Source organism: Dialister sp. i34-0019-2H8 (assembly GCF_042846925.1).
Classification (GTDB): domain Bacteria; phylum Bacillota; class Negativicutes; order Veillonellales; family Dialisteraceae; genus Dialister.
In genome coordinates, this window is record NZ_BAABYQ010000001.1 from 2,247,272 (window position 1) to 2,272,660 (window position 25,389).

Genomic DNA, 25,389 nt, shown 5'->3' on the forward strand with positions numbered 1-25,389 from the left:
CATTTTATTCTACTTCGATCGCTTCGGCTTCATCCTTACGGATGGAGAGCTCATAGCCGCGGACGGTGAGCTCGATGGGATCTCCCAGAGGAGCGACCTTGCGGACATAGACATCGACGCCCTTCGTGATGCCCATATCCATGATGCGGCGACGCAGCGGGCCTGCGCCGGTGATTTTCTTGACTTTGGCTGTGCTTCCGACAGCCACTTCTTTGAGTGTCATTGTATTCGTCCTTTCGTTTTGATACGGGATAAGTGATCCGCTGTGACCGGCGGATGGTAAGAAAGACTCACCGTTAAAAGAATATCCGCTCTGCCATGGAGCGATCGAGCGCGACACGGCTGCCTTTCACCTGTACGATCAAGTTGCCTCCCATCTGGCTGATAATGAGTACCTTCGCCGCAACGACGAATCCCAGATCTGCCAGATGCTGGCGAATCTCATCTTTCCCGGAGATCCGCGTGATCGTCACGGTGTCTCCTGCCTTGGCAAATACCAGAGGCATCATAGGCATCCTCCTTTCTGAAATGCAACTCTTCATTTCTTCACTTTTGCAAATATTATATTCCCCTATTTTAAAATTAGTCAATAGTCCGAAATATTTTTATTAGATGAGCAATATGATTATTTGTTATATTGTCTAATGTAGGTTAGGCTGATGGCAAAAATCATATGCGCTTAGTCTTAAATTTAGGCATGCAAAAAGCGTCATGCTCTTGCATGACGCTTTCGTTGATGGTTGTTTGTTATTGGGACGCTCTCCTTCTGCCGGAAAGAGAGGATGCAAAGCGCCGGAGATTGGCAGACTGGCAATGTTCGCACGTCCGCGCCCCAACTTCGACTCGCTTCGCTCGTCTGCCCCTTCCAAAGGAAGAGGCAGAGCCGGCAGAACAAGGGAATCCCTAATTCCTAATTCCTAATTCCTAATTCCTAATCCCTAATCCCTAATCCCTAATCCCTAGTCACCAGTCACTAGTCACTAGCTGCCAGTCACCTTGCGATATGTACAGAAGCGATGCGGGAGCTTTCCCTCCCCCTCTATGCTCTCTTCCAGCTTCCAGCGGAAAGGATCGAAATCCGGGAAGTACGCATCGCCCTCAAAATCTTCCTCGATCTCTGTGATGTACATCGTATCTGCATAGGGCAAAAGCTCGCGGTACATATGCTCGCCGCCGATCACGAAGCTCTCTCCTGCGGGCAGCGCCGCAAGCAGCTTCTTGACATCGTAGAAGAGAAGGACGCCCTCCGGCGCTTTGTAGTCCGGATTTCCTGTCAGCACATAATGGACACGGCCGGGCAGGACTTTGGGCAGGCTCTCGAAGGTCTTTCGCCCCATGACGATGGGATGACCCATGGTGAGAGTCTTGAACCGCTTCAGGTCATCGGAAAGGTGCCAGATGAGACGGTTATCCTTGCCGATGACACCGTTTCTGGCACGGGCAACAATGATAGAAAGGCTCATACGGACACCTCCATCGCGATCTTGTCATGGTGACGGTAATTTTCCAGCCGGATGTCTTCAGGCTTGAAGTCATAGAAATCCTTCACATCCGGATTCAGGACGAGCCTCGGCGCTGCGTAAGCCTCCGGCAGGCGGGAGAGCTGGAGCTTCAGCTGTTCCACATGGTTTTCGTAAATGTGCGCGTTATTGATGACATGCGTGAAGAGCCCCGGCCGAAGACCGCTCACCTGCGCGATCATGCAGATGAGCGCCGCGTACTGGGTCATGTTGAAAGGCACGCCGAGCCCCATATCTCCGCTGCGCTGGACGAGCATGCAGTTCAGGCGGCCGTCATTCGAAACATCCCACATGGTGAGGAAGGCGCAAGGATAGAGTGCCATGTCCGGAAGGTCCTTCACATTCCAGAGATCGACCACCATGCGGCGGCTCTCCGGGTCTTTTTTCAGCATGTCAAGGAGGGTGTCGACCTGATGGTACTTGCCGAGCTGATAGCCGTAGGCTTTCCCGATGGTGCCGTCCTCGCGCATCCACTCATCCCACACATGGCAGTTCCACTTCTGCAACTCACGCACATCATTCGACTGCTTCTGCCAGATCCAGAGGATCTCTTTCACGGCTGTCTTGAAGGCGACGAATTTTGTGGTGAGGATGGGAAATTCCTTTTCCAGATCAAACTGCATGATCTGATGCGGCAGTTTGTAGGCAGGCATACCCGTGCGGTTCTCGCCGAGTGCGCCTTTGTCCAATATGTTTTTCACGATGCTGAGATATTCCTGATCAGCAAGACTCATGGTAGTGACTCCTTTTTGTTGTGTTGTTTGTAAATAGTGACTAGGGACTGGTGACTGGGGACTAGTAGCTAGGGACTAGTGACTTGTAGCTAGGGATTAGTGGCTAGGGATTAGGTTTGCGATACGAGAAAACCGCTAGTTTCAAACCTCCGCGGCGCTTCCATATTTTTATGCGCCGCACCACCACCGTTGAACCTTCTGAACCTGTTGAACCCGCTGAACCTCTTTCGCACGTAATCAAAGGACGGCACGCCCGAGGGGCTAACCCTGAACCTTGAACCCTAAATCCTGTCTCCCCAGATGCATTTCACGATCGCTTCTCCGTAGCGATCGACCTTTTTCGGGCCGATACCGCGGATGCGCTTCAGCTCCAGCTTCGTCTTGGGACGCCAGAAGGCCATTTCCTGCAGCTGCTCATCCGTGAAGATGCGATTCCGAGCCAGTCCTTCCTTAGCTGCGATCGCATTGCGGACAGAGAAAAGCTGCTGCAGGAGCTGGGCATCGGGATCCTTTTCTTCGATGACAGGCTCTTCTGCGCCGGTCCGGATGATCTCCAGAAAACGCTCGCCGTATTTCTGCAGCTTGAATGCGCCGACGCCATGCACCGCACCCATGGCTTCCATGGACTCGGGGCGCTCGCGTGCCATCGCTTCCAGTGTCGCATCCGAGAAGATGACAAAGGGCGGCACATGCTCTTCGGCCGCCAGTGTCCGCCGAAGCTCGCGCAGGGCTTCGAAAAGACCGTCCCGGCTTTCGCGGCGGGGATCGAGATCCCGCTCGACCGCAGCCTCTTTCATCGCATCCTCTGCGCCGAAGGCAAGGCCGTAGACCTCTGCCTTCCCCGCAAGGACCTCTTTCGCTTTGTCCGTCAGCTTGAGTACGGGATAGGGCTGTCCGTCACGGAAGAGGTAGCCATCCGCGACGAAGCCGTTCAGCGCACTCTTGATATGGCCCAGCTTCTCAAAAGAGAGCTTGCCGAAGGTCGGCACCGTGAGGAGATCCTTCTCGATGAGCTCCTTGGTTTTCTTTCCTTTAAGGACAGCGGCGATGATGCTCGCTCCGTATCGCTCGCGAAGGGATAGGACGGTACGGAAAATGAGGACTGCCGCATCCGTGATCCTGACCTTAGCCGTCCGGTTCTCGCAGTTGCTGCAGTGCCCGCAGGGCTCCTTCACCCTTTCCCCAAAGTAGGCGAGGACATAATTTCTAAGACACGAAGACGTCTGGCAATAGTCGATCATCGCATTCAGGCGCTGGTAATCCATCCGCTTCTGCTCCTCGCTCTGATTGCCATTCTCGATGAAGTATGTCTGGATATGTACATCCTTCCCGCTGTAGAGCAGGATGCACTCCGCCTTTGCTCCATCGCGTCCCGCGCGCCCCGCCTCCTGATAGTATGACTCAAGACTCTTTGGCATCTGGTAATGGATGACATAGCGCACATTGCTCTTGTCGATCCCCATGCCGAACGCATTCGTCGCCACCATGACTGTCGTCCTGTCGTAGGAGAAATCATCCTGCGCCTGCCTGCGTTCCTCGTCTGTCATGCCTGCATGGTAGCGCCCTGCCGTGATCCCCGCCTGAGAGAGCCTGTCATACATCTCATCCACCGCTTTTCGGGTCGCGCAGTAGATGATGCCGCTCTCCTTCCGGTGCGACTTCACATAGCGCAGGATGAAATACTCACGATCCTTGCCCTGCATCACGCGGAAGGAGAGATTCGGCCGGTCAAGCCCAGTGCGGAAAACAGCCGCCCCGGAAAGCCCCAGGCTTTCCTTCATATCCTGCTCGACGAGCGGCGTCGCCGTCGCGGTGAAGGCCGTCACGATGGGACGCTGCGGCAGGCTGTCGATGAAGCTTTTGATCTTCCGATACGAGGGACGGAAATCATGCCCCCACTGCGACACACAGTGCGCCTCATCGACCACGATCATCGAGAGCGGCACCATGGAGAGACAATGCGTGAAATACGACGGCTCGAGCTTCTCCGGCGCCATGTAGAGCAGCTTGATCCGTCCGCGATACATGTCACGCAGCCGCTCGATCGACTCCTCGTAGGGGACCGTGCTGTTCACATAGGAGGCAGGGATCCCCTGCTCCGTCAGCGCCTCCACCTGATCCTTCATGAGGGAGATCAGAGGAGAAATGATGACCGTCCCCTTCGGGAGCAGCATCGCCGGGATCTGGAAGCAGATCGACTTCCCCGCACCTGTCGGCATGATGGCCATCACATCCTTCCCGGAAAGGATGGCAGAGATCACATCCTCCTGTACCGTGCGGAATGTGTCGTAGCCAAAATATTCCTTCAGCACGTCTCTGGGTCCCATAGCGCGCCTCCTTTCGATTCGAACATATTCATATTATTATAGCATAGATAAAGGATTCAGGGTTCAGGGTTCGGGGTTCGGGGGTGTGGTGGCGGTTTCTCCGCAAGTATGTATGAGGCAATGACCGATTAAGAATCATTCTCGCCCCTTCCTCTGGAAGGGGCAGACGAGCGAAGCGAGGCGGGGTTGGCATCCTCGCCTGTGAAAATACCGCTTCGAGAGCCAACCTCCGCCCCTTCGGGGCACCTCCTTCCAAAGGAAGGAGGAAGAAAAGTGGAGTGCGTTGACTGGTACCTAGGGCTCATGGCTCTCGTGGCGGCTTCGCCGCGATTGAGGGCTCAGATCGCAGCTGTTCTGGCATTCGTTATCTCACATACGACGTTTCTCGCCGCTCAGGATGACGAAACGGGGCGATGCCCGAAAGTGGCATGTAAGCCACTAGTCACTTGAGCCCCTAATCCCTAATCTCTAGCCACTCCTCCCTGCTTTCAAACTTCAGGATTCAGGGTTCAGGGTTCAGGGGTGGCGGTTTCTTCGCAAGTATGTATGAGGCAATGACCGATTAAGAATCATTCTCGCCCCTTCCTCTGGAAGGGGCAGACGAGCGAAGCGAGGCGGGGTTGGCATCCTCGCATGTGAAAATACCGCTTCGAGAGCCAACCTCCGCCCCTTCGGGGCACCTCCTTCCAAAGGAAGGAGGGAGGGAGAAAAGTGGAGTGCGTTGACTGGTACCTAAGGTTGAGGTGGCGGCTTCGCCGCGATCGAGGGCTCAGGTCGCAGCTGTTCTGGCATTCATTGTCTCACATACAACGTTTCTCGTCGCTCAGGATGACGAAACGGGGCGATGCCCGAAGATCGAAGGATAGAAGTCAGATGTCTGATGTCTCCTAGTCTTATCCCTAGTCTCCAGCCACTCCTCCCTGCTTTCAAACTTCAGGGTTCAGGGGTGGCGGTTTCTCCGCAAGTATGTATGAGGCAATGACCGATTAAGAATCATTCTCGCCCCTTCCTCTGGAAGGGCAGACGAGCGAAGCGAGGCGGGGTTGGCATCCTCGCATGTGAAAATACCGCTTCACGCAGCCAACCTCCGCCCCTGCGGGGCACCTTCCCCTAGAGGGGAAGGCTGCGATACGAGAATACCATCTTCTAAAAAAAGGCGGCGAAGCCGCCACTTGAACCTTGAACCCTGAACCAAATGAAAGCAAAGTAAAACGGACCGTGAAGAAACGAGGATTCATTTCTTCACAGCTCTTTTCTTACCCCTTAATAAATCATTTTTATAATGGCGCATTTGCTCAATATATAATAAAATAGATATATAGACATGTATTCTATAATGTGTATGATATGGAAGGAGACTTTTATGAACCTGCTATTTACTGCACTCATTGTCGTATGGGCGGCTTGGCTCATTTTGAAAAAGTACAAGCCGCAGACCGTCCTTTTCGTAGCAGGCGGTCTTCTTCTCGCAGGCTCGATGATTATGAGCTGGGGCACGATCCTTCCCGCCGGAAAGAGCACCGGCATGTGGAGCTTCGATATTTTTGAACTCATCCGCACTCTTTTTGCGAACCGACTCTCCGGCCTCGGCCTCAACATCATGGCTGTCGGCGGCTTTGCACGTTACATGGATAAGATCGGCGCGAGCAATGCGCTGGTCGCCCTCACCATCCGCCCGCTGATGCTGCTGAAATCGCCCTACATCGTCATGAGCGCCTGCTGGGTACTCGGCATGTTCCTTGGGCTGGCCATCAATAGTGCCTCCGGCCTCGCCATGCTCCTCATGGTGACCATGTTCCCGATCCTTGTCGCACTCGGCGTCTCCCGCATCTCTGCGACCGCAGCCATCGCGACCACGCTCTGCCTTGACTGGAGCCCGTCAGATACCGGCACCATCTTTGCCGCTGAGATCGCAGGCTTCGATCCCGTCATCTACTGGCACACCTTCCAGATCCCGATCGCCTGCGCCGTCATCCCCTGTGTCGCCATCGCCCACTACCTCACGCAGAAGATCATGGATAAGCGCGACGGGCACATCGTGCGCGCTCTGGATCCGGCGGAAGTCTCTGTCAATATCGAGACTGAGGATGAAAAGAAAGCCGCGCTTTCCCATCCGCCGAAGATCTATGCTCTTCTTCCGATCATTCCTCTCGCTCTGATCCTCATCTTCTCGCCGCTCTGCATCCCCGGCATCAAGATGAACATCATCATGGCGATGCTCATGGGGACCGCCATCGGCATGATCGCTCAGTTCTTCCGTACAAGAGACCTCAAGGAGACCTTCTCTGAGATCCAGATCTTCTTCGACGGCATGGGCAAGCAGCTCGCCAATGTCATCACCATCGTCATCGCCGGCGAATTCTTCGCGAAAGGCCTCACTTCCACAGGCTCCATTGATGCCATGATCCAGGGCGCCCAGACCACCGGCTTCGGCGCATCCGGCCTGACGCTTGTCATGATCGCCATCATCGCAGTCTGCGCCATCCTCATGGGCAGCGGCAATGCTCCCTTCTTTGCCTTTGCCAATCTCGTCCCGGCGATCGCTGCCAAGACAGGTGTCGCAGCCTCCTTCATGGTCCTCCCGATGCACCTCATCGCGAGCTCTGCGCGCGCCATTTCTCCGATCACCGGTGTCATTATCGTGGCCTCCGGCATGGCTGGCATCAGCCCCTTTGACCTTGTGAAACGCACCGCCATCCCGATGGCTGTCTCCTGCATCCTCATCGTCGTCGCGAACTTCGTGATCTTTGGATAAATAGTTGCTAGTGACTAGTGACTAGGGACTAGGGACTAGGGATTAGGGATTAGGGATTAGGGATTAGGAAATGGGAAATAGGAAATACCAGTCACTAAAAAGCAAAAGCGTAAGTGATATCGCATCCGATATCACTTACGCTTTTATTATTGGCTGTCATTAGCGTCCGACTACTCCCTTCCGGAGGAAAAAATGAGGGCAGGCATCCCCCTTTTCGTCATCCTGAGCGGAGTAAAATGTCGTTTGTTGAGAAATCGTATTCAGAAAGCGGGGGGGACTGAGCCGAAGGATCTTGGCGAAACCGCCACCACCATTCCTAATTTTTACCCGCTGCGAGCTTCACGATCTCCACCGCCTGCTTGGCGCATTTGACGAGGTCATCGATCACCTGATATTCCTCGTTGGTGTGACATTTGAAATTCCCTGTACCGATCCCGACAGCGGCGATGCCGTGTTCATTGAAATGGTTCGCATCCATGCCGCCGCCCCCTTCCTTGAAGAAGGGTACTGCACGGGCTGCCTCTGCCGCCTCTTTGGCCAGCACGCAGGGGCGCGCGGTCTCTTCGAGCTTGAAGGCATGGTAAAGCGTATGCAGCTCGACCTCGATCTTCGTATGGTATTTCTCCGAGATCCTGTCTGCCGCCGCCTGAATATCGGCAGAGATCTGCTGATACTCCTTCGCATCGCGGCTTCTCTGCTCGCCGGTGATCGTCACGAGATCGCAGACGACATTGGTCGCGCTCCCCGCCTCGATGATGGAAAAATTCGCCGTCGATACCGGCGAGAGGCGGCCATCGGGAAGCTGCATGATGAGATCCGCTGCCACCTTCAGCGCATTCAGTCCCTTTTCCGGTTCATTGCCCGCATGCGCCGTCACGCCATGCACACGGATCGTGACACGCCCCTTGCTCGGAGCGGCAAGGACGATGGTCCCCGCCTTGCCGGAGGCATCATATACGAAAGCACTCTTTGCGTTGAACTTGGAAAAATCATACTGGCGCGAGCCTTCGACGCCCGTTTCCTCACAGACAGAGAAGGCCACTTCGATGGGGCCATGCGGGATCTGCTTCTCCTTCACTTCGCGAAGCATCGCAAGGATCGCCGCGACGCCGCCGATGTCATCGCCTGCCAGGATCGATGTCCCGTCCGAGACGATCTTCCCTTCCTCCTCCTTCACGAGAGGAACGATATGCCCGTGATTTCCCACACGGTCCATATGCGCGGAGAAAAGGACCGGTTCGCCGTCCGTGCTTCCGGGAAGCTGTGCATAGAGATTGCCCGTATTGCCGCCGAGCGCCTCGCCTGCCTTGTCTTCCGTCACGGTGAGGCCGAGCGTCGTGAGCTTTTCCTTCAGTACGTCAGCGATCGCCCGCTCGTCACGCGAGTGGACCTCGATAGAAACCAGTTCTTTGAATTCATCGATGATACGTTTCTGATCCATGGGAGGACTCCTTTCTTAAATGAGAAATTAGAAATGCGAAATGCGAAATGCTGGAGCGGCGCATAAATAATGGCGATGCCCCAAAGTAGCATTCAAATCACCAGTCACTTTGCGTCCCTAATCCCTAGCTACTCATTCTTGGTTCAAGGTTCAAGGTTCAAGGTTGTGGTGGCGGCTTCGTCGCGAATATTATATAGGGGGAGATACCCAAAGGTCTCTTGATAGCCGGCTTCCTTCGTATCGTCAGCCTTCCCCTCGAGGAGAAAGTGCCCCGTAGGGGCGGATAGGACACAGGCAGTATGAAAGACAGATGAGGAAAGCGGAGATGCGGAGGGAATCTGATATCTCCTAGTCTCTTAGTCCCCAGCCACTAGCTACTAGTCACTAGCTACTAGTCACTAGTCACCAGTCACTAGTCACTGCCTTCTCCTCTTTCTATGCGGATGATAGAGCTGCCAGTGGAAGTGGATCGCACAGAAGCGAAGAAGTGTCACGCAGGCAAAAGCGATCCATGAGGAAACGGAAAGCTCCAGCGCCGTGAAATGACGCAGACAGCACAGGACAAGGCCGCCGGCGATGGATGCGATGGCGTACACATCCATGTACAGCACGACGGGCATGCGCCGCGCCATCATATCTCGCAGCATACCGCCGCCGACCGCAGTGATAAGCCCCAGCATGGTCGGCAGAAGAAAACGATACGAGTCGGGGTACTGATAAAATGCCGTCAGCGCTCCCGTCACTGTGAAGGCCGCAAGACCCACCGTATCCGAGATATTGTACATGAACGTGATGTAGCGCTCATTCTCCTTCGATACGCGATAGACCGGGTAGAGAAAAGAAATGATGAGTGCCGTGATGATGGAAACGAAGAGCCCGTCGGGGCTGCGAAGTACCGACGGCGGCGTGATGCCGCAGAGAACGTCACGCACCATCCCGCCGCCTACGCCGGTCATGACAGCGAGCACGGTGATGCCGAAAATATCCATACGCCGCGACAGTCCCACCACAGCGCCGGAAAAGGCAAAGGCGATGGTGCCGAGCGTTTCAAAAATGAGCCAGGTAATGGTCATGGGAGATCCTTTGAAAAAATGGAAAAAGGGTTCAGGGGGAACACTAGGCAATATGTCGGATATAGTTAGGAGTTAGGAATGAGGAGTTAGGAGTGTAGGTACGGCGCACAAAATTTGGAAGCGCCGTGAAATTTTATATAAGTAGCGCATAAATGGAAATATAAAAAGGGGTATTGGGGCGCCATAAAATTTGTGCGCCCCTTCCGCCACTCCTCACTCCTAATTCCTCACTCCTCACTTTTAGCGCAAATGTTTCACCGCTCTATTGACCCATATTCAGAAATACCAAGCGCTATTCAAAATACCACACGCAACGCCGCATAGCAGAGATTCACATAGCCCTGTGCAAGCGGGCCGATGATGCGGTTCACCCATCCGGAGAATACGATGAGCATCAGGATGACGAAGCCGTAGCGCGCATTGAAGTTTTCAAATTTCCAGGCAAGCTCTCCGGGCAGCACGGTGGAGACGATCTTCGAGCCATCGAGCGGCGGTATCGGGATCAGATTGAAGAAAGCGAACCATACATTGTACATCATGATCCACTGCAGGAAATAGAAGCCGCCGTCACCGAGCATGCCGATACGCCCCAAGATCGTGATGAGAAGCAGCGAAAGGAAGGCGAGGAAAAGATTCATGCCCGGGCCTGCGAAGGATACCTTCAGCATCCCCATGCGATAATTTTTATAATAGCGTGGATCGATGTCTACCGGCTTCGCCCAGCCGAATCCGCAAAGTACGAGAAGGAGAGTCCCCATCATGTCGAGATGCGCCATCGGATTGATGGTCAGCCGCCCCATCCGAGACGGGGTGGGATCACCCATGGCATCCGACACGGCCGCATGCGCGTACTCGTGCATCGAGAGTGCGATCAAAAGCGCCGGAGCGCGGTAGATCAGGGAAGACAAATCAAGAAAATCAAACATAAAAGCTCCTTGAAAAAACAGGTTCAGGGGTAGTCCGTGGGGCGGCTCCGTCCACTGATTATGAATGAAAGCTTTGCGCGAATTAGAAATTAGAAATGAGAAATGGTGGTGCGACGCCAGATCCTTCGACTCAGTTCTCACTGTTCCGCCTTTACATTATCGAACATCCGACATTTCACTCCGCTCAGGATGACGAAATGCGCCGCGGAGTATAAATAGGGCGATGCCATGAGCTGATATCTCAGTCACCAGTCACTAGTCACTAGCCACTAGTCACCAGCCACTCTCATTCATCCGCCGGATGATTGCTGTGGATCTCTGCCGTCACGGGATGGAGCTGGCAGCTGCCGTAGGCACTGAGCGCGGTGAGCAGCGCGGCGCGAGAGGACTCGCTGTCGAAATGTGCGTCGATGAAGATCTTCCTTCCATCATCCACCGCATAGCAGTGAAGGATGTGGTACTCGGTCGTCTTTACAAAGGCGAGGAAATCGGATCTCTTATCTTCGGACAATGTGAGCTCGAAAATACCATGTACGGCGTAGCCAAAGACCGGACAATTCACATTGACTGTATAGCGCTCGACGATGCCCAGATCCTGCAGACGCTCCAGCCGGTTCTTCACCGCCTGACTCGTGAGGTACACCTGCCGCCCCAGATCTGTCATGGAAATACGGCCATTCTTTTTAAGTGCATTGATGATCTTGATATCGGTTTCATCTAATTCTTTCGGAATCATACGGACGCCTCTTTTCTGTCAGTAGTCTATGGGTATTTCTATAATTCTATTATAACCGAAATCGAATTTCTGAGAAAGAGTGAGGGGAAAATAGGGGGGCAAGGTTTAGCCCATGAGGCGTGCTATTCCTTAATTGCACGAGAAAGAGGTTCAGCAGGTTCTATAGGTTCAAAAGGGTTGGTGCAGCGCATAAAAAGTCAGAAGCACCGCGGAGTATAAATCATGGCGATGCCCGAAGAAAGGCGGAATAACAGGTTTCCCGTTTGGGATTTCCTGCCATCGTCCGCATGACCGCGAATGACAAAGATTTCTCGCCTCGCTCAAAATGACGATACGGGAGTCTGATGTCTTCTAGTCTTCTAGTCTCCAGTCACAAGTCACTAGTCACCAGCCTCTCCTTTCCTAAATTGACATGGCTCTCAAAATCAATTATAATTTTCGAGTAATATATAAGGAAACGCTGATGCAATCGCGGAATCTGATCTCATCCGTGTTTTCATAAATGGGAGCAAAGAATGACTATCACACTCAATATGTATCAAACGCTGGCTGCCGCTGTGGCAGTCTTTTTTCTTGGCGGATTTTTGAAGGGGAAGATCCCCCTCTTTCGCAAGTACTGCATCCCCGCGCCGGTCATCGGCGGGACGATCTTCTCCATCGTGAACTGTATCCTCTACACCGAGGGGATATGGAACTACAGCCAGGACACCGTCATGCAGAACTGGTGCATGATGCTCTTCTTCACGAGCATCGGCTACATGGCGAGCCTGCGGCTGATCCTGCGGGGCGGCTATCTCGTCTTCAAAATGGGCATCATGGTCGCGATCCTCATCCTCCTGCAAAACCTCATCGGGATCTCCATGGCGCATGTATTCGGCCTGCCCTCGTTGATGGGGCTCGCGGACGGCTCGATCCCACTGGTCGGAGGGCATGGGACAGCCGGCTCCTTCGGCCCGGTACTGGAAGAGATGGGGCTCATGAATGGCACCACCATCGCCTTTGCGGCTGCCACCTTCGGTCTTGTCTCCGGCAGCTTCATCGGCGGCCCGATCGGCGAGCTGCTGGTGCGCCGCTTCTCACTGATCTCCCATGAAACAGACAATGCGGCAGAAGAGACCGGCGAGAGACCGGCGCTGCATCCCAAGGACGCCGCGGCGGCTTACCTCAATATGGATCACTTCATGTACGCTTTCGGGCAGCTGCTCCTTGCCATGGGTATCGGTACCTATGTGAGCGCCTTTTTCAGCAGCATCGGCCTTGTCTTCCCCGGATACATCGGCGGCATGATCGTCGCTGCCATCATCCGCAATGTATCGGAGATCACGGAGTGGTACGGCTCTTACCAGCAGGAATGTGAAGTCTTGGGCGGCATGTGCCTCAATATCTTTCTCTCCTGCGCCTTGATGAGTCTCAAGCTCTGGCAGCTCGCCTCGCTCGCTGTACCGCTCACGCTGACGCTTCTCATCCAGGTCGCCTTGATCGGTGCTTTCGCCTACTTCATCATCTTCCGCGTCATGGGAGGCGGCTATGAAGCCGCCGTCATGGCTGCCGGCACCTGCGGCTTCGGCCTCGGCGCAACGCCGAATGCCATCGCAAACATGAATGCGATGTGTGAACGCTACGGCTCTGCGCACACAGCCTACTTCGTCATCCCGCTCATCGGGGCCTTTGTCGTCGATTTCCTCAATGCATCCATTCTGATGGTATTCATGAATTTGCTGAAATAAGTGACTGGTGACTGGTGACTGGTGACTGGTGACTAGGGACTAGGGACTAGGGATTAGGGATTAGGGACTAGGTTTGTAATACGAGAATACAATCCTCGTATCGCGACGAAGCTGACATTTGAATCTATAGAACCTGCCAAGCCTTACATAACAAAAAGGCAGAAACGAAAATGACTACTCATTTCGTTTCTGCCTTTTTTATTTATCTGAATCCGAAGACTTTGGCGAGGATGCTCTGGCGACGTCCTTTTCTGGCTTCGCCAGCCCATTCTGCGCTCTTGGCATCTGCGTGTCTGACTTTGTACGTTTTATAGGCCCGATATTCATCCATATCTACCAAGAATGTACAGATTCGCTTGCCGCTTTCGCGGAGACGAAGCTGCCGTTCGCTGGTTGCGCTCGGAATGGGGAGCGCTTTCTCTTCCAGTTCCAGAAGAGAGGCGGCCAAAGCTTCTCTGGCCTTCTTCGCAGCCTCATTCATGGTGCTGGCTTTCGCTTCACAACCGATGAGGTCTGGAAACATCACGAAGAACATTCCCTTTTTCTGATCGTATGAACAAATGGCGGGGTAGAAGTATTTCATCTCTGTCCCCCTTCCCTCTTCTTACCACTCTCGATGGCAGATCACTGCCATCCCTATTGTATACTATTTGGGCATGGAATGGCAACAAAAAGTAAAGAAAATGTAAGGGAAATGAAGGTTCAGGGTTCAGGTTGGCGAGTCCAGGGTTGCCCGTGGGTTGAGCTGCCCATGGATCGCGGATGAAAGCTTTGTTCGAATGAGAAATTAGGAATGAGAAATGGTGGTGCGGCGCATAAAAATAATGAAGCGCCGCGGAGTTTTGATAGCATTTCGCGCCGTCGTCATTTCGAGCGCAAGCGAGAAATCTCTATTACAGAACGCTCATTGCCTGCTGTGAGACAGCACCAAGACATCGTTTTTCCCAGACACATACGCGCTGATTCCCGCAGAGCAGTAGAGATCCCTCGGCTACGCTCGGGATGACGATGCCGGAGAATCCCAGTCACTAGTCACCAGTCACTAGCTTCTACCACATTACAGGTCCAGATTCGTGACGTCCTTCGCATGCTCTTCGATGAATTTGCGTCTCGGCTCGACCTTGTCACCCATGAGGATGGTGAAGAGGCGGTCTGCTTCGACAGCATCGGTGAGCTCGACCTTCAGCATGACGCGCTGTTCCGGATTCATCGTGGTATCCCAGAGCTGTTCCGGATTCATTTCGCCCAGCCCTTTGTAGCGCTGGATCGCACAGCCATCGCGGCCGATCTCATCGAGGAGCTTATTCTGCTCATCATCATCGTAGGTGTAGTATTTCTGACGCCCCTTGCGTACCTGATACAGCGGCGGCTGGGCGATGAAGACGTGACCTTCGGTGACGAGCGGCTTCATATAGCGATAGAAGAAGGTGAGGAGCAGTGTCCTGATGTGCGCGCCATCGACATCGGCATCCGTCATGATGATGATCTTGTAATAGCGGAGCTTCGTGATGTCGAAGTCTTCACCGACGCCCGTACCGAAAGCGGTGATCATGGTACGGATGGCATCGGAATTCAGGACACGGTCGAGACGGGCTTTTTCTACATTCAAGATCTTGCCGCGCAGCGGGAGGATCGCCTGATAGCGGCGGTCACGGCCGGACTTCGCAGATCCGCCTGCAGAGTCCCCTTCGACGATATAGATCTCTGTCATCTTCGGGTCTTTTTCTGTGCAGTCAGCCAGCTTTCCCGGAAGGCTGGAGACTTCGAGCGCATTCTTGCGCCGGGTCAGCTCACGGGCGCGGCGGGCTGCTTCGCGGGCACGGCTCGCCGTGATGCCTTTCTCGACGATGGCCTTCCCTTCCGCGGGATGCTCTTCGAGGTAGGTACGCAGGCCTTCAGAGACGAGATTATCCACGATGCCCTTGACCTCGAGATTTCCGAGCTTCGTCTTGGTCTGGCCTTCAAACTGCGGATTCGGGACTTTGACGGAAATGACGCAGGTCAGCCCTTCACGGACATCATCGCCGGAAAGGTTCGCTTCATTGTTCTTGAGGATGTTATTCTTACGTGCATATTCATTGAGGACACGGGTGAGCGCGCTGCGGAAGCCGGCAAGGTGCATGCCGCCTTCGATGGTATTGATGTCATTGACGAAGGTATACATGCTTTCGCTGTAGCCTGTCTGGTACTGCATCGCGATATCGACGATGACCTTATCCTTCTCGCCTTCGAATGCAATGACTGCCGGATCGACAAGATCCTTGCCTTCATTCAGGAACTGGACGAATTCCGTGATGCCGCCGGCATAGTGGAATTTCTCCTCGTGGGTCGCACCGTCGCGTAGGTCTGTCAGCGTGATGGTGAGGCCTTTATTCAGAAAAGCCAGCTCGCGCATGCGGATCTTCAGGGTATCATAGTCGAAGTCCACCCCTTCTTTGAAGATCTCGATATCCGGCTTGAAGGTGACAGACGTGCCCGTCTCCTTCGTTTCTCCGTAGGTCTTCATATACTGCGTGACTTCCCCGCGGGACAGTCTCATTTCATGGAAATGTCCTTCACGGCGCACCACGACGCGTGTCCATTCGGAGAGCGCATTCACGACAGAGATGCCGACGCCGTGCAGACCGCCGGAGATCGGATAGCCATCCCCGCCGAATTTGCCGCCTGCATGGAGCACGGTCAGTACGACTTCCATGGCAGGTTTCCCGGTCTCGTGCATCCCCGTCGGAATACCGCGGCCATTATCCGTGACTGTACAGCTGCCGTCATCATTGAGCGTCACTTCGATGTGCGTACAGTAGCCTGCGAGTGCTTCATCTATACTGTTGTCGACGACTTCGTAGACCAGATGGTGCAGACCGCGCGCTGATGTCGAGCCGATGTACATACCCGGACGCAGACGCACCGCTTCGAGCCCTTCGAGGACACGGATGTCATCTGCGCCGTAGTCTTTCTTGCCATTCTCTTCGCTGTGACGAGCCTGGATTTCATGAATATCTTCAGACATGAGATTCTCCTTACAAAAAAATGGCGGCCTGTCATGCATGACCGCCTTTTATTTATTTACATATATATAGCGCACCTTGATTGGTGCGTATTTATTATACCATATTTGAGAGTATTTCGCATGAAGGGGAAATGGCTGAAAACGCGGGGAAACGCCCGCCATGCGAAAGCGCCCCCCGCCTTTTTGCAGCCGCAACATTTCCCCTACCCGTCCCACCTGTGTTACAATGAAGGAAATGCAAACACAGTGAGGCTACTTATGAAAAAATTTCTTTTCCTTTTATTGATCTTAGGCGGCGCGATGTACTGGGGCTTCTCCTCAGGCAGCGAGCTCACGAAGAATGTCGTACATGAACCTGTCAGACCACATGCCGTCCAAAAGAGCCTGCCGAAGGACGCACAGCCCGCCGAAGAGAAAGGCATCCTGACGGAGATCTCAGATACCGTCAAGACACTGATCTCCGGTCTTTCCTCTTCAGAGACCCAAGAGGGCAGCATCGAAGCACGGCCGCCGAAGCCGGACGCAAAAAGCCCCGTCGACGGGACGGAGAAGCTCCTCACCGCCAAGGAAAAAATGGACAATGTGCTCCATTTCAAGGAAGCACTGGAGGCGCGTGTGCATCGAGAAGAATTCGTCCCCTTTGCCGAGATCCCGGACTACCTCAAGAAAGGGATCGTCGCGACCGAAGACCGCCGCTTCTATGAGCACGGCGCGATGGACCTCATCGGCGTCGCGCGCGCTGCTTTCACGAACTATCTCGCCGGAGAAACGCTCCAGGGCGACAGCACCATCACCCAGCAGACCGTGAAAAACATCTTCCTCTCGAATGACCGTACCATGACCCGCAAGATCGAAGAGCTGGCGCTCGCCGTCCAGCTAGAGCGGAATTACAGCAAGGAGGAGATCCTCGAGCTCTATCTGAATACCATTTACTACGGTCACGGTGCCTACGGCCTCAAGGAAGCCAGCCGCACCTACTTTGGCAAAGCACCCAAGGAGCTCGACCTCGCCCAGTGCGCGATGCTCGCCGGTCTCCCGCAGGCGCCGTCCGCCTATGACCCCATCTCGCACCCGAAGGAAGGCGCGAAGCGCATGACCGTCGTCCTCGCCCTCATGGCCGAGCAGGGCGTCATCACGCCGACACAGGCCGCCTCGGCTGCGGCCGAGCTGTGGCTGAAGTGAGAAGGGCTGGAAGGGGCACCTTCCCCTAGAGGGGGAAGGCTGCGATACGAGAATACCATCTTCTAAAAAAAAGGCGGCGAAGCCGCCACGAGAGCCCTGAACCTTGAACCCTGAACCCTGAACCCGTTCCCCTACTTTCCTGCTATTTTCAAAAAATTCTCTATCATACTCCACCGATGCGAGCTTTCATGGCACGCGAAGGAAATCATATATTTCCCTTCCGTGAAAGCGATCTGGTGGAGTTTTTGCATATCCGACGGGGCAAGCATGGCCTCGGCCAGGCTTTTCGGGCAAAAATACGCCCCCAGTCCCCGCAGGCAGAGCCGGAGCATCGTCGCCATATGCTCAGACTCCGCCGCCACGCGCGGAGCGAAGCTGGCCTCACGGAAAAGCTTCCTCGCCAGACGTCCGGCGATATCCCCTTCGCTGTTCAGAAGAAAATCGCACTGCTCTAAAAAAACAGGCAGCTCCTTTTGCGGCGCAGAGAGAACGCGCGATTTCTCTTCCTCTGTCCCCGGCAGGCGCTGATACAGATCGACGGAAAGAAGAAGCACGATCTCCTCTTCCTGATAGGGATAGAGCGAGACACCGGGCAGCTCCTCTTCCCACCGCGCCAACGCCAGATCGATCTCCTCCCGTTCCAACGCTTTCCAGATCATTGCATTCGCCATCTCGCAAAGAACGATGCGCACGCGCGGATACCGACGGTGAAAGGCTTCGAGCAAGGGCGGCAGCAGGACCTCGCCGCGGGCGGGCGCGACACCGATGCGAAGCACTCCGCTCTCACTTCCCGACACATCTGAAAGCGCACGGCGAAATGCCAGTTCATTGCGCTGGAACATACGCGCGTAGCGATAAAATACCTCGCCCCCATCCGTCAGCTCGAGCGGCACATGACGGATGAAGAGCTTCATCCCCACCTCCCTCTCTACCATCGCGATATGCCCCGAAAGCGTCTGCTGCGTCACATGTAGCCGCTCCGCGGCCCGCGTAAAATTTCGCTCTTCGACCAGCGTCAGGAAGTAGTGTATCGTCAAAAAATTCATCGGATCTCCTCCTTCATAGTACAGGCATTCCCCTGTACTTAGTACGTTATATAACAGTTTTTCTTTTATAGTATAGCATCCTATAATAGGAAAAGAAAACGATTCCGAAGGCGCGGCCCATGAAGGCTTCGCACCACCCCGCTTTCCCCAAGGAGGTCTCATGAAAAATATACTCGAAATCCTCGCCGGCCCTGCCAGCTTTGCATTCACCGCCTTTGCACTTACAAGCACCTTCACGCCTGCGCAATCCTTTGCGATCGGCACTGCCGTCTGGATGGCACTATGGTGGATCCTCCGCCCCGTTTCCATTTACGTCACCGCCTTCATCCCCATTCTGGTGGATTCCTTCTTTGATCTGATCCCCGAAGGCCACGTGCTCAGCCAGTACTTCTCCGAGATCGCCGTCCTGCTCTTAGGCTCCGATCTCATCTGCCTTACATGGACGACCACAGGACTTGATCGAAGGATCTCCGTCAAGACGCTCTGCTGCATCGGCACCTCGATGAAGAACCAGATCTTTGTCTGGTTCCTCGCCTCGACCCTGCTCTCCGTCTTCCTGCCGAATGTCGTCGTCGCTGCCATCTTCTGCCCCATCGCCGTCGCCATGCTCCACTTCGTCGGCGAAAAGGACATCACAAAGAGCCGCCTCGCCCTTCCCATCCTTCTTGCCATCGGCTGGGGAAGCGGTATCGGCGGCTTCGGCTCACCGATCGGCTCATCTGCCAATCTCGTCGCTGTCTCCTACATCGAGCAGCTCACGGGACGCGAATTCATGTACTATGACTGGGTCATCCGCTTCCTCCCGCTGCTTGCGATCATTTTCTTCGTGAACCTTCTCTTCCTGTGGGCGATCCCCGTCCCCGTGAAAGAGATGAAGGGTACACGAAGCTACTTTCAGGACATGTACAAGGCCTTCGGCCCGCTGAAGAAAGGCGAATGGATCGGCCTCATCCTCTTCCTTTCCGCGACCATCCTTGCCTTCGCCCGCCCTGCCTTCGCCGACCTGCTCCCCGGCTGGAAGCCTGCCTACATCTTCCTCACACTCGGTCTATTCATGTTTTTCCTGAAGGATGAAACAGGCCATCCGATGCTCACATGGAAATACGCCGAGTCGCACATCATGTGGGGCATGATCTGCCTCTTTGCCTCCGGCCTCGCCCTGGGCCGCCTCGTCATCGAGACCGGCGCGATCGAGCAGCTCGCCTCCCTCATCGCCGCCATGCATCTCTCTGGCAGTCTCTCCATCATGGCGATCTCCTGCGGCTTTGCCACCTTCCTCTCCGAGCTCTCGAGCAATACCGCCGCCGCCTCCATTTCCATCCCCGTCGTCACCGGCCTTACGAAAGCCCTGGGCGTGAATCCCATCCCTTACATCCTTGGCAGCATCGTCGCCGCCAACTGCGCCTACGTCCTTCCGATCTCCACCCGCGCCATCCCCATCGGTCACGGACTCGATGCCGCGCAGCAGATCAAGTATGGCCTCCTCCTCACTCTGATCACACTCGCCACCACGATCACCACCTGTACCCTCTTCATGATGTACTCACCGCTCTTTAGTGAGTTGTGAAATAAAGGTAGCTAGGGACTGGGGACTGGGGATTAGACAGGGAGACATCTGACATCTGACTTCTGACTTCTGAATTTTGAAAGCAGGGATGAGTAGCTAGGGATTAGGGATTAGGGATTAGACATCAGACTTCTGACCTCTGCCGCCAGTCACTAGTCACCAATCACCACACACGCAAAAACGCTCCCGTCGAATGTTCGACGGGAGCGTTTTCTTAGTCTCTCATATATGTCTTAGTACGATCTTAGTACAGCACATGTGCGATGATGAAGCCGGCGATGCAGGCTGTCACGACACCGGTGAGTCCCGGCAGCATGAAGCTGTGGTTCAGAACAAACTTCCCGATCCTTGTCGTACCGGAACGGTCAAAGCCGATGCACGCCAGATCCGACGGGTAGGTCGGCAGGAAGAAGTAACCATAGCAGGCAGGGATGAAAGACAGCACCATGATCGGATCCATGCCCAGATTCAGCGCCATCGGCATGACGATAGCGACGGCCGCGCCCTGAGAATTGACCAGCTTCGAGGTGAAGAAGAGAACGACCGCATACGCCCATGGATATGCCGTAACGACAGAGCCCAGGAAGGTCTTCAGGATCGACATATGATTTGCAAAATAGGTATCCGCCATCCAAGCGACACCGTATACAGAGACCAGCGCGACGACCCCCGCACGGAAGACCTGGCTGTTTCCGACCTCCTTCGCCTTCGTCTTGCAGACGAAGAGAATAATCGCAGAGATCAGGAGCATGATGATCTGGATGACCGTCGTCATAGAGATCGCCTTCATCTTGCCCTTCGCATCAGCAAAGTGCGGCAGAAGATCCGGGAAATTGCCCAGGATCGCGATGAGGATGATACCTACAAGGAAAATGATGGTCGCATGATAATAAGAAGACGGCAGTTCCTTGCCCTGCAGCGATTCATTCTCGCCAAAGACATAGGACTTCTGTTCCGGATCCTTGATCATTTCCTGGAACGCGGGATCATTCTCAAGATCCTTGCCTCTCTTATAGCTGACAAGAGCCGCACAGATGACGCCGATCAAAGTCGCAGGGATGGACACCGCAAGGATCTGCAGCAGGTTGAAGGTGTAGCCCGCCACCGCCATGAAGCCTACGATGGAAACGACAGCGACCGATACAGGAGATGCCGAGATCCCCATCTGGGATGCGATGGACGATACCGCCATCGGACGTTCCGGGCGGATATTCTGCTTGATAGAAATATCATAAATGATCGGGAACATGGTGTACACGACATGACCCGTGCCGCAGAGGACAGTCAGGAACCAGGTCGTCACCGGCGCCAGGATCGTGATATGTTTCGGGTTGTTGCGCAGGAATTTTTCCGCATACTTCAGCATGACCGTCAGCCCGCCGGACGTCTGCAGGAAGCCCGCACAGGTGACGACCGCCAGAATGGTCAGCATGACGCCGATCGGCGGCGTGCCCGGCTTGTAGTGGAAAACAAACGTGTACAGCGTAAGACCGATGCCGCTGATGACCGCAAGCCCGATCCCCCCGTGCTTAATTCCCAGGAAGAGACACCCGAGAAGGACAATAAACCCCAATAGCATTTCCATAAATCATTTCCTCCATTTTATTGTATGCTTATTTTGGATGATTCGATGATTTATAGTATACACCATGCATTGAGTCTATCAAAATACAGGTTATGCATGGGAGATCGGGGTTGCTATGCATTTATGGTATCCAAGCAGCAAAAGGAACATGGAATGGACATTTCTCTTTTTTAGAGTCTCCCTTTTTCGCGAATGTCGGACTGCACTCTGCCCCCGATCCATTCCCAAGGAAGCCCTTCCCTTCTCGCCAATGACCTTTCTTTTTGCCATGGACAAAATAGAAGCCAATGACGCAAAAGGGCGATCTTCAATTTCTCATTTTCCTCAAAAGATGTATAATATAGACACAGACTTCTAAGGAAACACTGATTCAAAAAGGAGGTATCCCCATGGATTACAAAATGATTCACTACACGGTAGAGAGATCCATCGCGACCATCACGCTGGACTACGCACCGACGCTGAATGCCCTCGACATGAACATGTCGCTCGAGGTGGAAAGCGCACTGCATGAAGCGGAAGCGGATCAAGCGGTGAAGGTCGTCGTGCTTGCAGGCGCCGGGCGTGCCTTCAGCGGAGGCGGCGATATCCGCTTCATGAAGGCGCACTGCGATGAGCCGAATTTTGCGAAAGAGTCCATGGGACCTCTGGCAGGCAAGCTGTCGGAGATCGTGCTGTACATAAAGAAGATGTCGAAGATCGTGATCTGTGCGGTCGCCGGTGCGTGCGCGGGCGGGGCGGCAAATCTGGCCTTTGCCTGTGACTTCATCTATGCCGCAGACAATGCGAAGTTCCTGCAGGCCTTTGTCGGCATCGGTCTCTGTCCGGATACGGGCGGCGTGTACACGCTCCCGCGCATGATCGGTACGCACCGCGCCTTCGACATGTTCGTCACGGGACGCATCGTAGCGGCCCAGGAAGCCTATGACATCGGCCTCGTAAAAGCTGTCACGACGAAGGAGGAGCTCCTGCCGACGGTCTATGCGTTTGCAGAAAAGCTGACGAAGGGCCCGACGCTCGCTTATAGAAATATGAAGAAATTGATGTTCGAAAGCATGTACAAGGGCTTTGAGGAATACATGAAGGCAGAGTCTGTCTACCTCGGCGAATGCTCGTCTTCGGAGGATTTCAAGGAAGGCATCACAGCGTTCCTCGAAAAACGCCCCGCGGAATTTAAGGGGAAATAGGAAAGGGTTCAGGGTTCAGGTTGATGGGTTCGGGGTTGCAATGCCAGTTTCGCTGCAAGTTTTAGAAAAGTATTTCGAGCATTTCCCTAGCCCCTTCCTTTGGAAGGGGCAGGCGAGCGCAGCGAGACGGGGTTGGCTCCACGTATGTGAAATGACCGCTTTCCACGCCAACCTCCGCCCCTTCGGGGCACCTCCTTCCAAAGGAAGGAGGGAAAAACAGAGAGCGGGCATTGCCCTATGTATGCTTCGCGGCGCTTAGATCCTTCGACTCAGTTCTCATACTTCAGATAAGCCATTTTCTAGGGAAACACTGATTAAATCGTTGTCCGACTTGGCTCTTGTATTTTCATGCAAGGCGAGGAATAAGCCGCCGCGAATAGCAAGCTATGTAAGGCGGGTTATGACGAAGCATTGTATGAAAATACATGCCAAGTCAGGCTCTGCGATTTAATCAGCGTTTCCCTAACATACGACGTTTTTCTCCACTCAGGATGACGAAATGCGCCGTACCACAACCCTGAACCCTGAACCTTGAACCTTGAACCCTTAAACCCATCAAAAAAACGTTGTACCCATGCCATGAGTACAACGTTTTTTCTATGCTTACAGTCCCCTCACGATCGTTCCTCCGCCGATGAGCCTGTCACCGTCGTAGAAGACGACGGACTGGCCGCTGGTGATGGCGCGCTGGGGTTCTTTGAATTTCACGACAGCGCGGCCGTTTCTTTCGAGCGTCACGGTACAGTCATGGACGCGGATGCCGTAGCGGATCTTGGCCTCACAGGAAAATTCCTCTCCGGGCGCTTCGCCATCGGTGAAGTGAAGCTCGTCCGCGAGAAGGCGGGTGCGGAAGAGCTCGTCATTCGTGCCAACGATGACCTGCGATCTCTCGGGCTTTAACGCGACGACATAGAGCGGAGTCCTCGCTGCGATGCCGAGACCCTTTCGCTGTCCGATGGTGTAGTAAGGGATGCCGCGGTGGCGTCCGAGGACGCGGCCTTTGGTGTCTACAATATCGCCTTCGGAGAAGGCTTCCGGTGCATGGTTCTTGAGAAATTCGACGTAGGATGTCTCACTGGTCAAAAAGCAGATATCCTGTGACTCGGCTTTGTTGTAGGTGGGAAGCCCTTTTTCTTTGGAGATCCGGCGGGTGTCTTTCTTGAAGGTGCGCCCTAGCGGGAAAATGATATGCGCAAGCTGGTCCTGCGTGAGGTGATACATCATGTACGACTGGTCCTTGCCCATGTCGATGCCTTTATGGACTTCGTATTTTTGCCGCTCTGGATGGAAGAGGATCCTCGCATAGTGACCCGTTGCAAAATACGGTGCGTCGAAGTGTTTTCTGACTTCGTCATAGAAGAGGCCAAATTTCACCTTGAAGTCGCACATCATGCAGGGATTCGGCGTCATGCCTTTGGCGTAAGCGTCGATGAAGTAGCGGAGGACGAATTTCTGGTAAGCCTCTCTGACATCGACGACCTGAAAGGGGATGCCGATGAAATCAGCCATGGCTCTCGCGCCTTCGATCTCCTTCTCCTGCCCGTCGAACTGGTGCATGATCGCACCGCAGACTTCGTAGCCCGCTTCCAGAAGGAGCTTGGCGGTGAGTGTGCTGTCGACACCGCCGGACATGGCGACGACGACTTTTTTCTTTTCTGTCATAAAAATAGGTATCCTTTCTGCGGGAAGAGCAGCAACTGCCAGAGATGGAAAGAATATCCATTCCTTTCTGGTCCCTACCATTCCCAAAACCATCATCCCGGGGGTATCCCCAGAAAATCTCATCGGAGTGAAAGTCCGAAGGATTGTTTTATTATAGCAGAAATGAAAGAAAAAAATTAGGGTTTGTTCCTAGGGAAACACTGATTAAATCGTTGTCAAATTTTACTCTTGAATTTTTATGCATAGCGAGGAATAACCTGACGCGAATAGCGAGCTATTTAAGGAAGGCTATGACGAAGCTATGTATAAAAATTCTTGTAGAATTTGACGCTGCGATTTAATCAGCGTTTCCCTAGGGCGGGGCATCCTTTGATTTTGGCTGAACCCCCCCCCGCTTGAATGAGGAATGAAGGTGGCGGCTTCGCCGCAAGTATATGAGGCGATGCCCGATTAAGAATCATTCTTGCCCCTTCCTCTGGAAGGGGCAGACGAGCGAAGCGAGGCGGGGTTGGCATCCTCGCATGTGAAAATACCGTTTCACGCAGCCAACCTCCGCCCCTTCGGGGCACCTCCTTCCAAAGGAAGGAGGGAGAAAAGTGGAGTGCGTTGACTGGTAACTAAGGCTCCGGGCTCTCGTGGCGGCTTCGCCGCGAGTATATATGAGGCGATGCCCGATTAAGAATCATTCTCGCCCCTTTCTCTGGAAGGGGCAAACGAGCGAAGCGAGGCGGGGTTGGCATCCCCGCATGTGAAAATACCGCTTCACGCAGCCAACCTCCGCCCCTTCGGGGCACCTCCTTCCAAAGGAAGGAGGGAGGGAGAAAAGATGCAGGGAAATCTGATGTCTCCTTGTCTCGCAGTCTTTGAGTCTGATTCTTAGTCACCAGTCACTTTACCCCCCCTGATCTCCAATT

At 54.2% G+C, this 25,389-nt stretch carries 19 protein-coding genes; 5 read left to right on the plus strand and 14 right to left on the minus strand.

What is annotated here, in order from left to right:
- Positions 1 to 4 precede the first annotated feature (4 nt).
- The 5 genes from ACGG9R_RS09780 to recQ form a co-directional block, all read right to left on the minus strand.
- The gene (locus ACGG9R_RS09780) at positions 5 to 223 is read right to left on the minus strand and encodes a ferrous iron transport protein A (protein ID WP_022106859.1); all 219 of its coding nucleotides are present in this window, start codon (positions 221 to 223) and stop codon (positions 5 to 7) included.
- A 73-nt stretch (positions 224 to 296) separates the two neighbouring features.
- On the minus strand, positions 297 to 509 hold the full coding sequence (locus tag ACGG9R_RS09785; RefSeq protein WP_390154512.1) for a ferrous iron transport protein A: 213 nt from the start codon (positions 507 to 509) through the stop codon (positions 297 to 299).
- Between the two features lie 471 nt (positions 510 to 980).
- The gene (locus ACGG9R_RS09790; protein WP_390154515.1) at positions 981 to 1,463 is read right to left on the minus strand and encodes a dihydrofolate reductase; all 483 of its coding nucleotides are present in this window, start codon (positions 1,461 to 1,463) and stop codon (positions 981 to 983) included.
- Positions 1,460 to 2,254 (minus strand): thymidylate synthase, encoded by a 795-nt coding sequence (locus tag ACGG9R_RS09795; protein ID WP_390154518.1) that lies wholly within the window; start codon positions 2,252 to 2,254, stop codon positions 1,460 to 1,462. The genes ACGG9R_RS09790 and ACGG9R_RS09795 overlap by 4 nt, the downstream gene beginning before the upstream one ends.
- A 281-nt stretch (positions 2,255 to 2,535) precedes the next feature.
- Positions 2,536 to 4,581 carry a DNA helicase RecQ gene (recQ, locus tag ACGG9R_RS09800; protein WP_390154521.1) on the minus strand — a complete coding sequence of 682 codons (2,046 nt, stop codon included), beginning with the start codon at positions 4,579 to 4,581 and terminating at the stop codon, positions 2,536 to 2,538.
- Between the two features lie 1,363 nt (positions 4,582 to 5,944).
- Here recQ and dcuC point away from each other — a divergent pair.
- Positions 5,945 to 7,336, plus strand: coding sequence for a C4-dicarboxylate transporter DcuC (gene dcuC / locus ACGG9R_RS09805; RefSeq protein ID WP_390154524.1), 1,392 nt, complete (start codon positions 5,945 to 5,947; stop codon positions 7,334 to 7,336).
- A 316-nt stretch (positions 7,337 to 7,652) separates the two neighbouring features.
- Here dcuC and ACGG9R_RS09810 read toward each other — a convergent pair whose 3' ends face one another.
- The 4 genes from ACGG9R_RS09810 to ACGG9R_RS09825 form a co-directional block, all read right to left on the minus strand.
- Positions 7,653 to 8,777, minus strand: coding sequence for a M20/M25/M40 family metallo-hydrolase (locus ACGG9R_RS09810; RefSeq protein ID WP_390154527.1), 1,125 nt, complete (start codon positions 8,775 to 8,777; stop codon positions 7,653 to 7,655).
- 416 nt (positions 8,778 to 9,193) lie between these two features.
- Entirely contained in the window at positions 9,194 to 9,850 is a 657-nt protein-coding gene (locus ACGG9R_RS09815; RefSeq protein WP_390154530.1) for a trimeric intracellular cation channel family protein, read from the minus strand.
- 296 nt (positions 9,851 to 10,146) lie between these two features.
- Positions 10,147 to 10,776: a site-2 protease family protein gene (locus ACGG9R_RS09820; protein WP_390154532.1), complete on the minus strand. Its 630-nt coding sequence runs from the start codon at positions 10,774 to 10,776 to the stop codon at positions 10,147 to 10,149.
- A 286-nt stretch (positions 10,777 to 11,062) separates the two neighbouring features.
- Positions 11,063 to 11,512: an Lrp/AsnC family transcriptional regulator gene (locus tag ACGG9R_RS09825; protein ID WP_390154535.1), complete on the minus strand. Its 450-nt coding sequence runs from the start codon at positions 11,510 to 11,512 to the stop codon at positions 11,063 to 11,065.
- 515 nt (positions 11,513 to 12,027) lie between these two features.
- On the opposite strand from ACGG9R_RS09825, the gene gltS reads away from it, so the two are divergent.
- A complete protein-coding gene (gltS, locus tag ACGG9R_RS09830; protein WP_390154538.1) occupies positions 12,028 to 13,239 on the plus strand; it encodes a sodium/glutamate symporter in 1,212 nt (403 codons plus the stop codon).
- Positions 13,240 to 13,441: 202 nt separating this feature from the next.
- Here the strand turns inward: gltS and ACGG9R_RS09835 are convergent, their stop codons facing one another.
- Positions 13,442 to 13,822 (minus strand): type II toxin-antitoxin system HicB family antitoxin, encoded by a 381-nt coding sequence (locus ACGG9R_RS09835; RefSeq protein ID WP_390154541.1) that lies wholly within the window; start codon positions 13,820 to 13,822, stop codon positions 13,442 to 13,444.
- 474 nt (positions 13,823 to 14,296) lie between these two features.
- A complete protein-coding gene (gyrB, locus tag ACGG9R_RS09840) occupies positions 14,297 to 16,246 on the minus strand; it encodes a DNA topoisomerase (ATP-hydrolyzing) subunit B (RefSeq protein WP_390154545.1) in 1,950 nt (649 codons plus the stop codon).
- 258 nt (positions 16,247 to 16,504) lie between these two features.
- Here gyrB and ACGG9R_RS09845 point away from each other — a divergent pair, with 258 nt between their 5' ends.
- Positions 16,505 to 17,428: a transglycosylase domain-containing protein gene (locus ACGG9R_RS09845; protein ID WP_390154548.1), complete on the plus strand. Its 924-nt coding sequence runs from the start codon at positions 16,505 to 16,507 to the stop codon at positions 17,426 to 17,428.
- A 131-nt stretch (positions 17,429 to 17,559) separates the two neighbouring features.
- Here the strand turns inward: ACGG9R_RS09845 and ACGG9R_RS09850 are convergent, their stop codons facing one another.
- Positions 17,560 to 18,474: a LysR family transcriptional regulator gene (locus tag ACGG9R_RS09850; RefSeq protein ID WP_390154551.1), complete on the minus strand. Its 915-nt coding sequence runs from the start codon at positions 18,472 to 18,474 to the stop codon at positions 17,560 to 17,562.
- 160 nt (positions 18,475 to 18,634) lie between these two features.
- Here ACGG9R_RS09850 and ACGG9R_RS09855 point away from each other — a divergent pair, with 160 nt between their 5' ends.
- Positions 18,635 to 20,041, plus strand: a complete 1,407-nt coding sequence (locus ACGG9R_RS09855; protein ID WP_390154554.1) for an SLC13 family permease — start codon at positions 18,635 to 18,637, stop codon at positions 20,039 to 20,041.
- Between the two features lie 244 nt (positions 20,042 to 20,285).
- Here ACGG9R_RS09855 and ACGG9R_RS09860 read toward each other — a convergent pair whose 3' ends face one another.
- Positions 20,286 to 21,626, minus strand: coding sequence for an anaerobic C4-dicarboxylate transporter (locus ACGG9R_RS09860; protein WP_390154557.1), 1,341 nt, complete (start codon positions 21,624 to 21,626; stop codon positions 20,286 to 20,288).
- A gap of 389 nt (positions 21,627 to 22,015) precedes the next feature.
- Between ACGG9R_RS09860 and ACGG9R_RS09865 the strand changes: the two genes are divergently transcribed.
- Positions 22,016 to 22,813: an enoyl-CoA hydratase/isomerase family protein gene (locus tag ACGG9R_RS09865; RefSeq protein WP_390154560.1), complete on the plus strand. Its 798-nt coding sequence runs from the start codon at positions 22,016 to 22,018 to the stop codon at positions 22,811 to 22,813.
- Between the two features lie 603 nt (positions 22,814 to 23,416).
- On the opposite strand, the gene mnmA is transcribed toward ACGG9R_RS09865, so the two are convergent.
- Complete coding sequence (mnmA, locus tag ACGG9R_RS09870; protein WP_390154563.1) at positions 23,417 to 24,475, minus strand: tRNA 2-thiouridine(34) synthase MnmA; 1,059 nt, start codon at positions 24,473 to 24,475, stop codon at positions 23,417 to 23,419.
- Positions 24,476 to 25,389: the final 914 nt, after the last annotated feature.

Coding starts and splice junctions, on each gene's coding strand:
- ACGG9R_RS09780 (WP_022106859.1), bottom strand. CDS start 223: ATGACACTCAAAGAAGTGGCTGTCGGAAGCACAGCCAAAGTCAAGAAA.
- ACGG9R_RS09785 (WP_390154512.1), bottom strand. CDS start 509: ATGATGCCTCTGGTATTTGCCAAGGCAGGAGACACCGTGACGATCACG.
- ACGG9R_RS09790 (WP_390154515.1), bottom strand. CDS start 1,463: ATGAGCCTTTCTATCATTGTTGCCCGTGCCAGAAACGGTGTCATCGGC.
- ACGG9R_RS09795 (WP_390154518.1), bottom strand. CDS start 2,254: ATGAGTCTTGCTGATCAGGAATATCTCAGCATCGTGAAAAACATATTG.
- recQ (WP_390154521.1), bottom strand. CDS start 4,581: ATGGGACCCAGAGACGTGCTGAAGGAATATTTTGGCTACGACACATTC.
- dcuC (WP_390154524.1), top strand. CDS start 5,945: ATGAACCTGCTATTTACTGCACTCATTGTCGTATGGGCGGCTTGGCTC.
- ACGG9R_RS09810 (WP_390154527.1), bottom strand. CDS start 8,777: ATGGATCAGAAACGTATCATCGATGAATTCAAAGAACTGGTTTCTATC.
- ACGG9R_RS09815 (WP_390154530.1), bottom strand. CDS start 9,850: ATGACCATTACCTGGCTCATTTTTGAAACGCTCGGCACCATCGCCTTT.
- ACGG9R_RS09820 (WP_390154532.1), bottom strand. CDS start 10,776: ATGTTTGATTTTCTTGATTTGTCTTCCCTGATCTACCGCGCTCCGGCG.
- ACGG9R_RS09825 (WP_390154535.1), bottom strand. CDS start 11,512: ATGATTCCGAAAGAATTAGATGAAACCGATATCAAGATCATCAATGCA.
- gltS (WP_390154538.1), top strand. CDS start 12,028: ATGACTATCACACTCAATATGTATCAAACGCTGGCTGCCGCTGTGGCA.
- ACGG9R_RS09835 (WP_390154541.1), bottom strand. CDS start 13,822: ATGAAATACTTCTACCCCGCCATTTGTTCATACGATCAGAAAAAGGGA.
- gyrB (WP_390154545.1), bottom strand. CDS start 16,246: ATGTCTGAAGATATTCATGAAATCCAGGCTCGTCACAGCGAAGAGAAT.
- ACGG9R_RS09845 (WP_390154548.1), top strand. CDS start 16,505: ATGAAAAAATTTCTTTTCCTTTTATTGATCTTAGGCGGCGCGATGTAC.
- ACGG9R_RS09850 (WP_390154551.1), bottom strand. CDS start 18,474: ATGAATTTTTTGACGATACACTACTTCCTGACGCTGGTCGAAGAGCGA.
- ACGG9R_RS09855 (WP_390154554.1), top strand. CDS start 18,635: ATGAAAAATATACTCGAAATCCTCGCCGGCCCTGCCAGCTTTGCATTC.
- ACGG9R_RS09860 (WP_390154557.1), bottom strand. CDS start 21,626: ATGGAAATGCTATTGGGGTTTATTGTCCTTCTCGGGTGTCTCTTCCTG.
- ACGG9R_RS09865 (WP_390154560.1), top strand. CDS start 22,016: ATGGATTACAAAATGATTCACTACACGGTAGAGAGATCCATCGCGACC.
- mnmA (WP_390154563.1), bottom strand. CDS start 24,475: ATGACAGAAAAGAAAAAAGTCGTCGTCGCCATGTCCGGCGGTGTCGAC.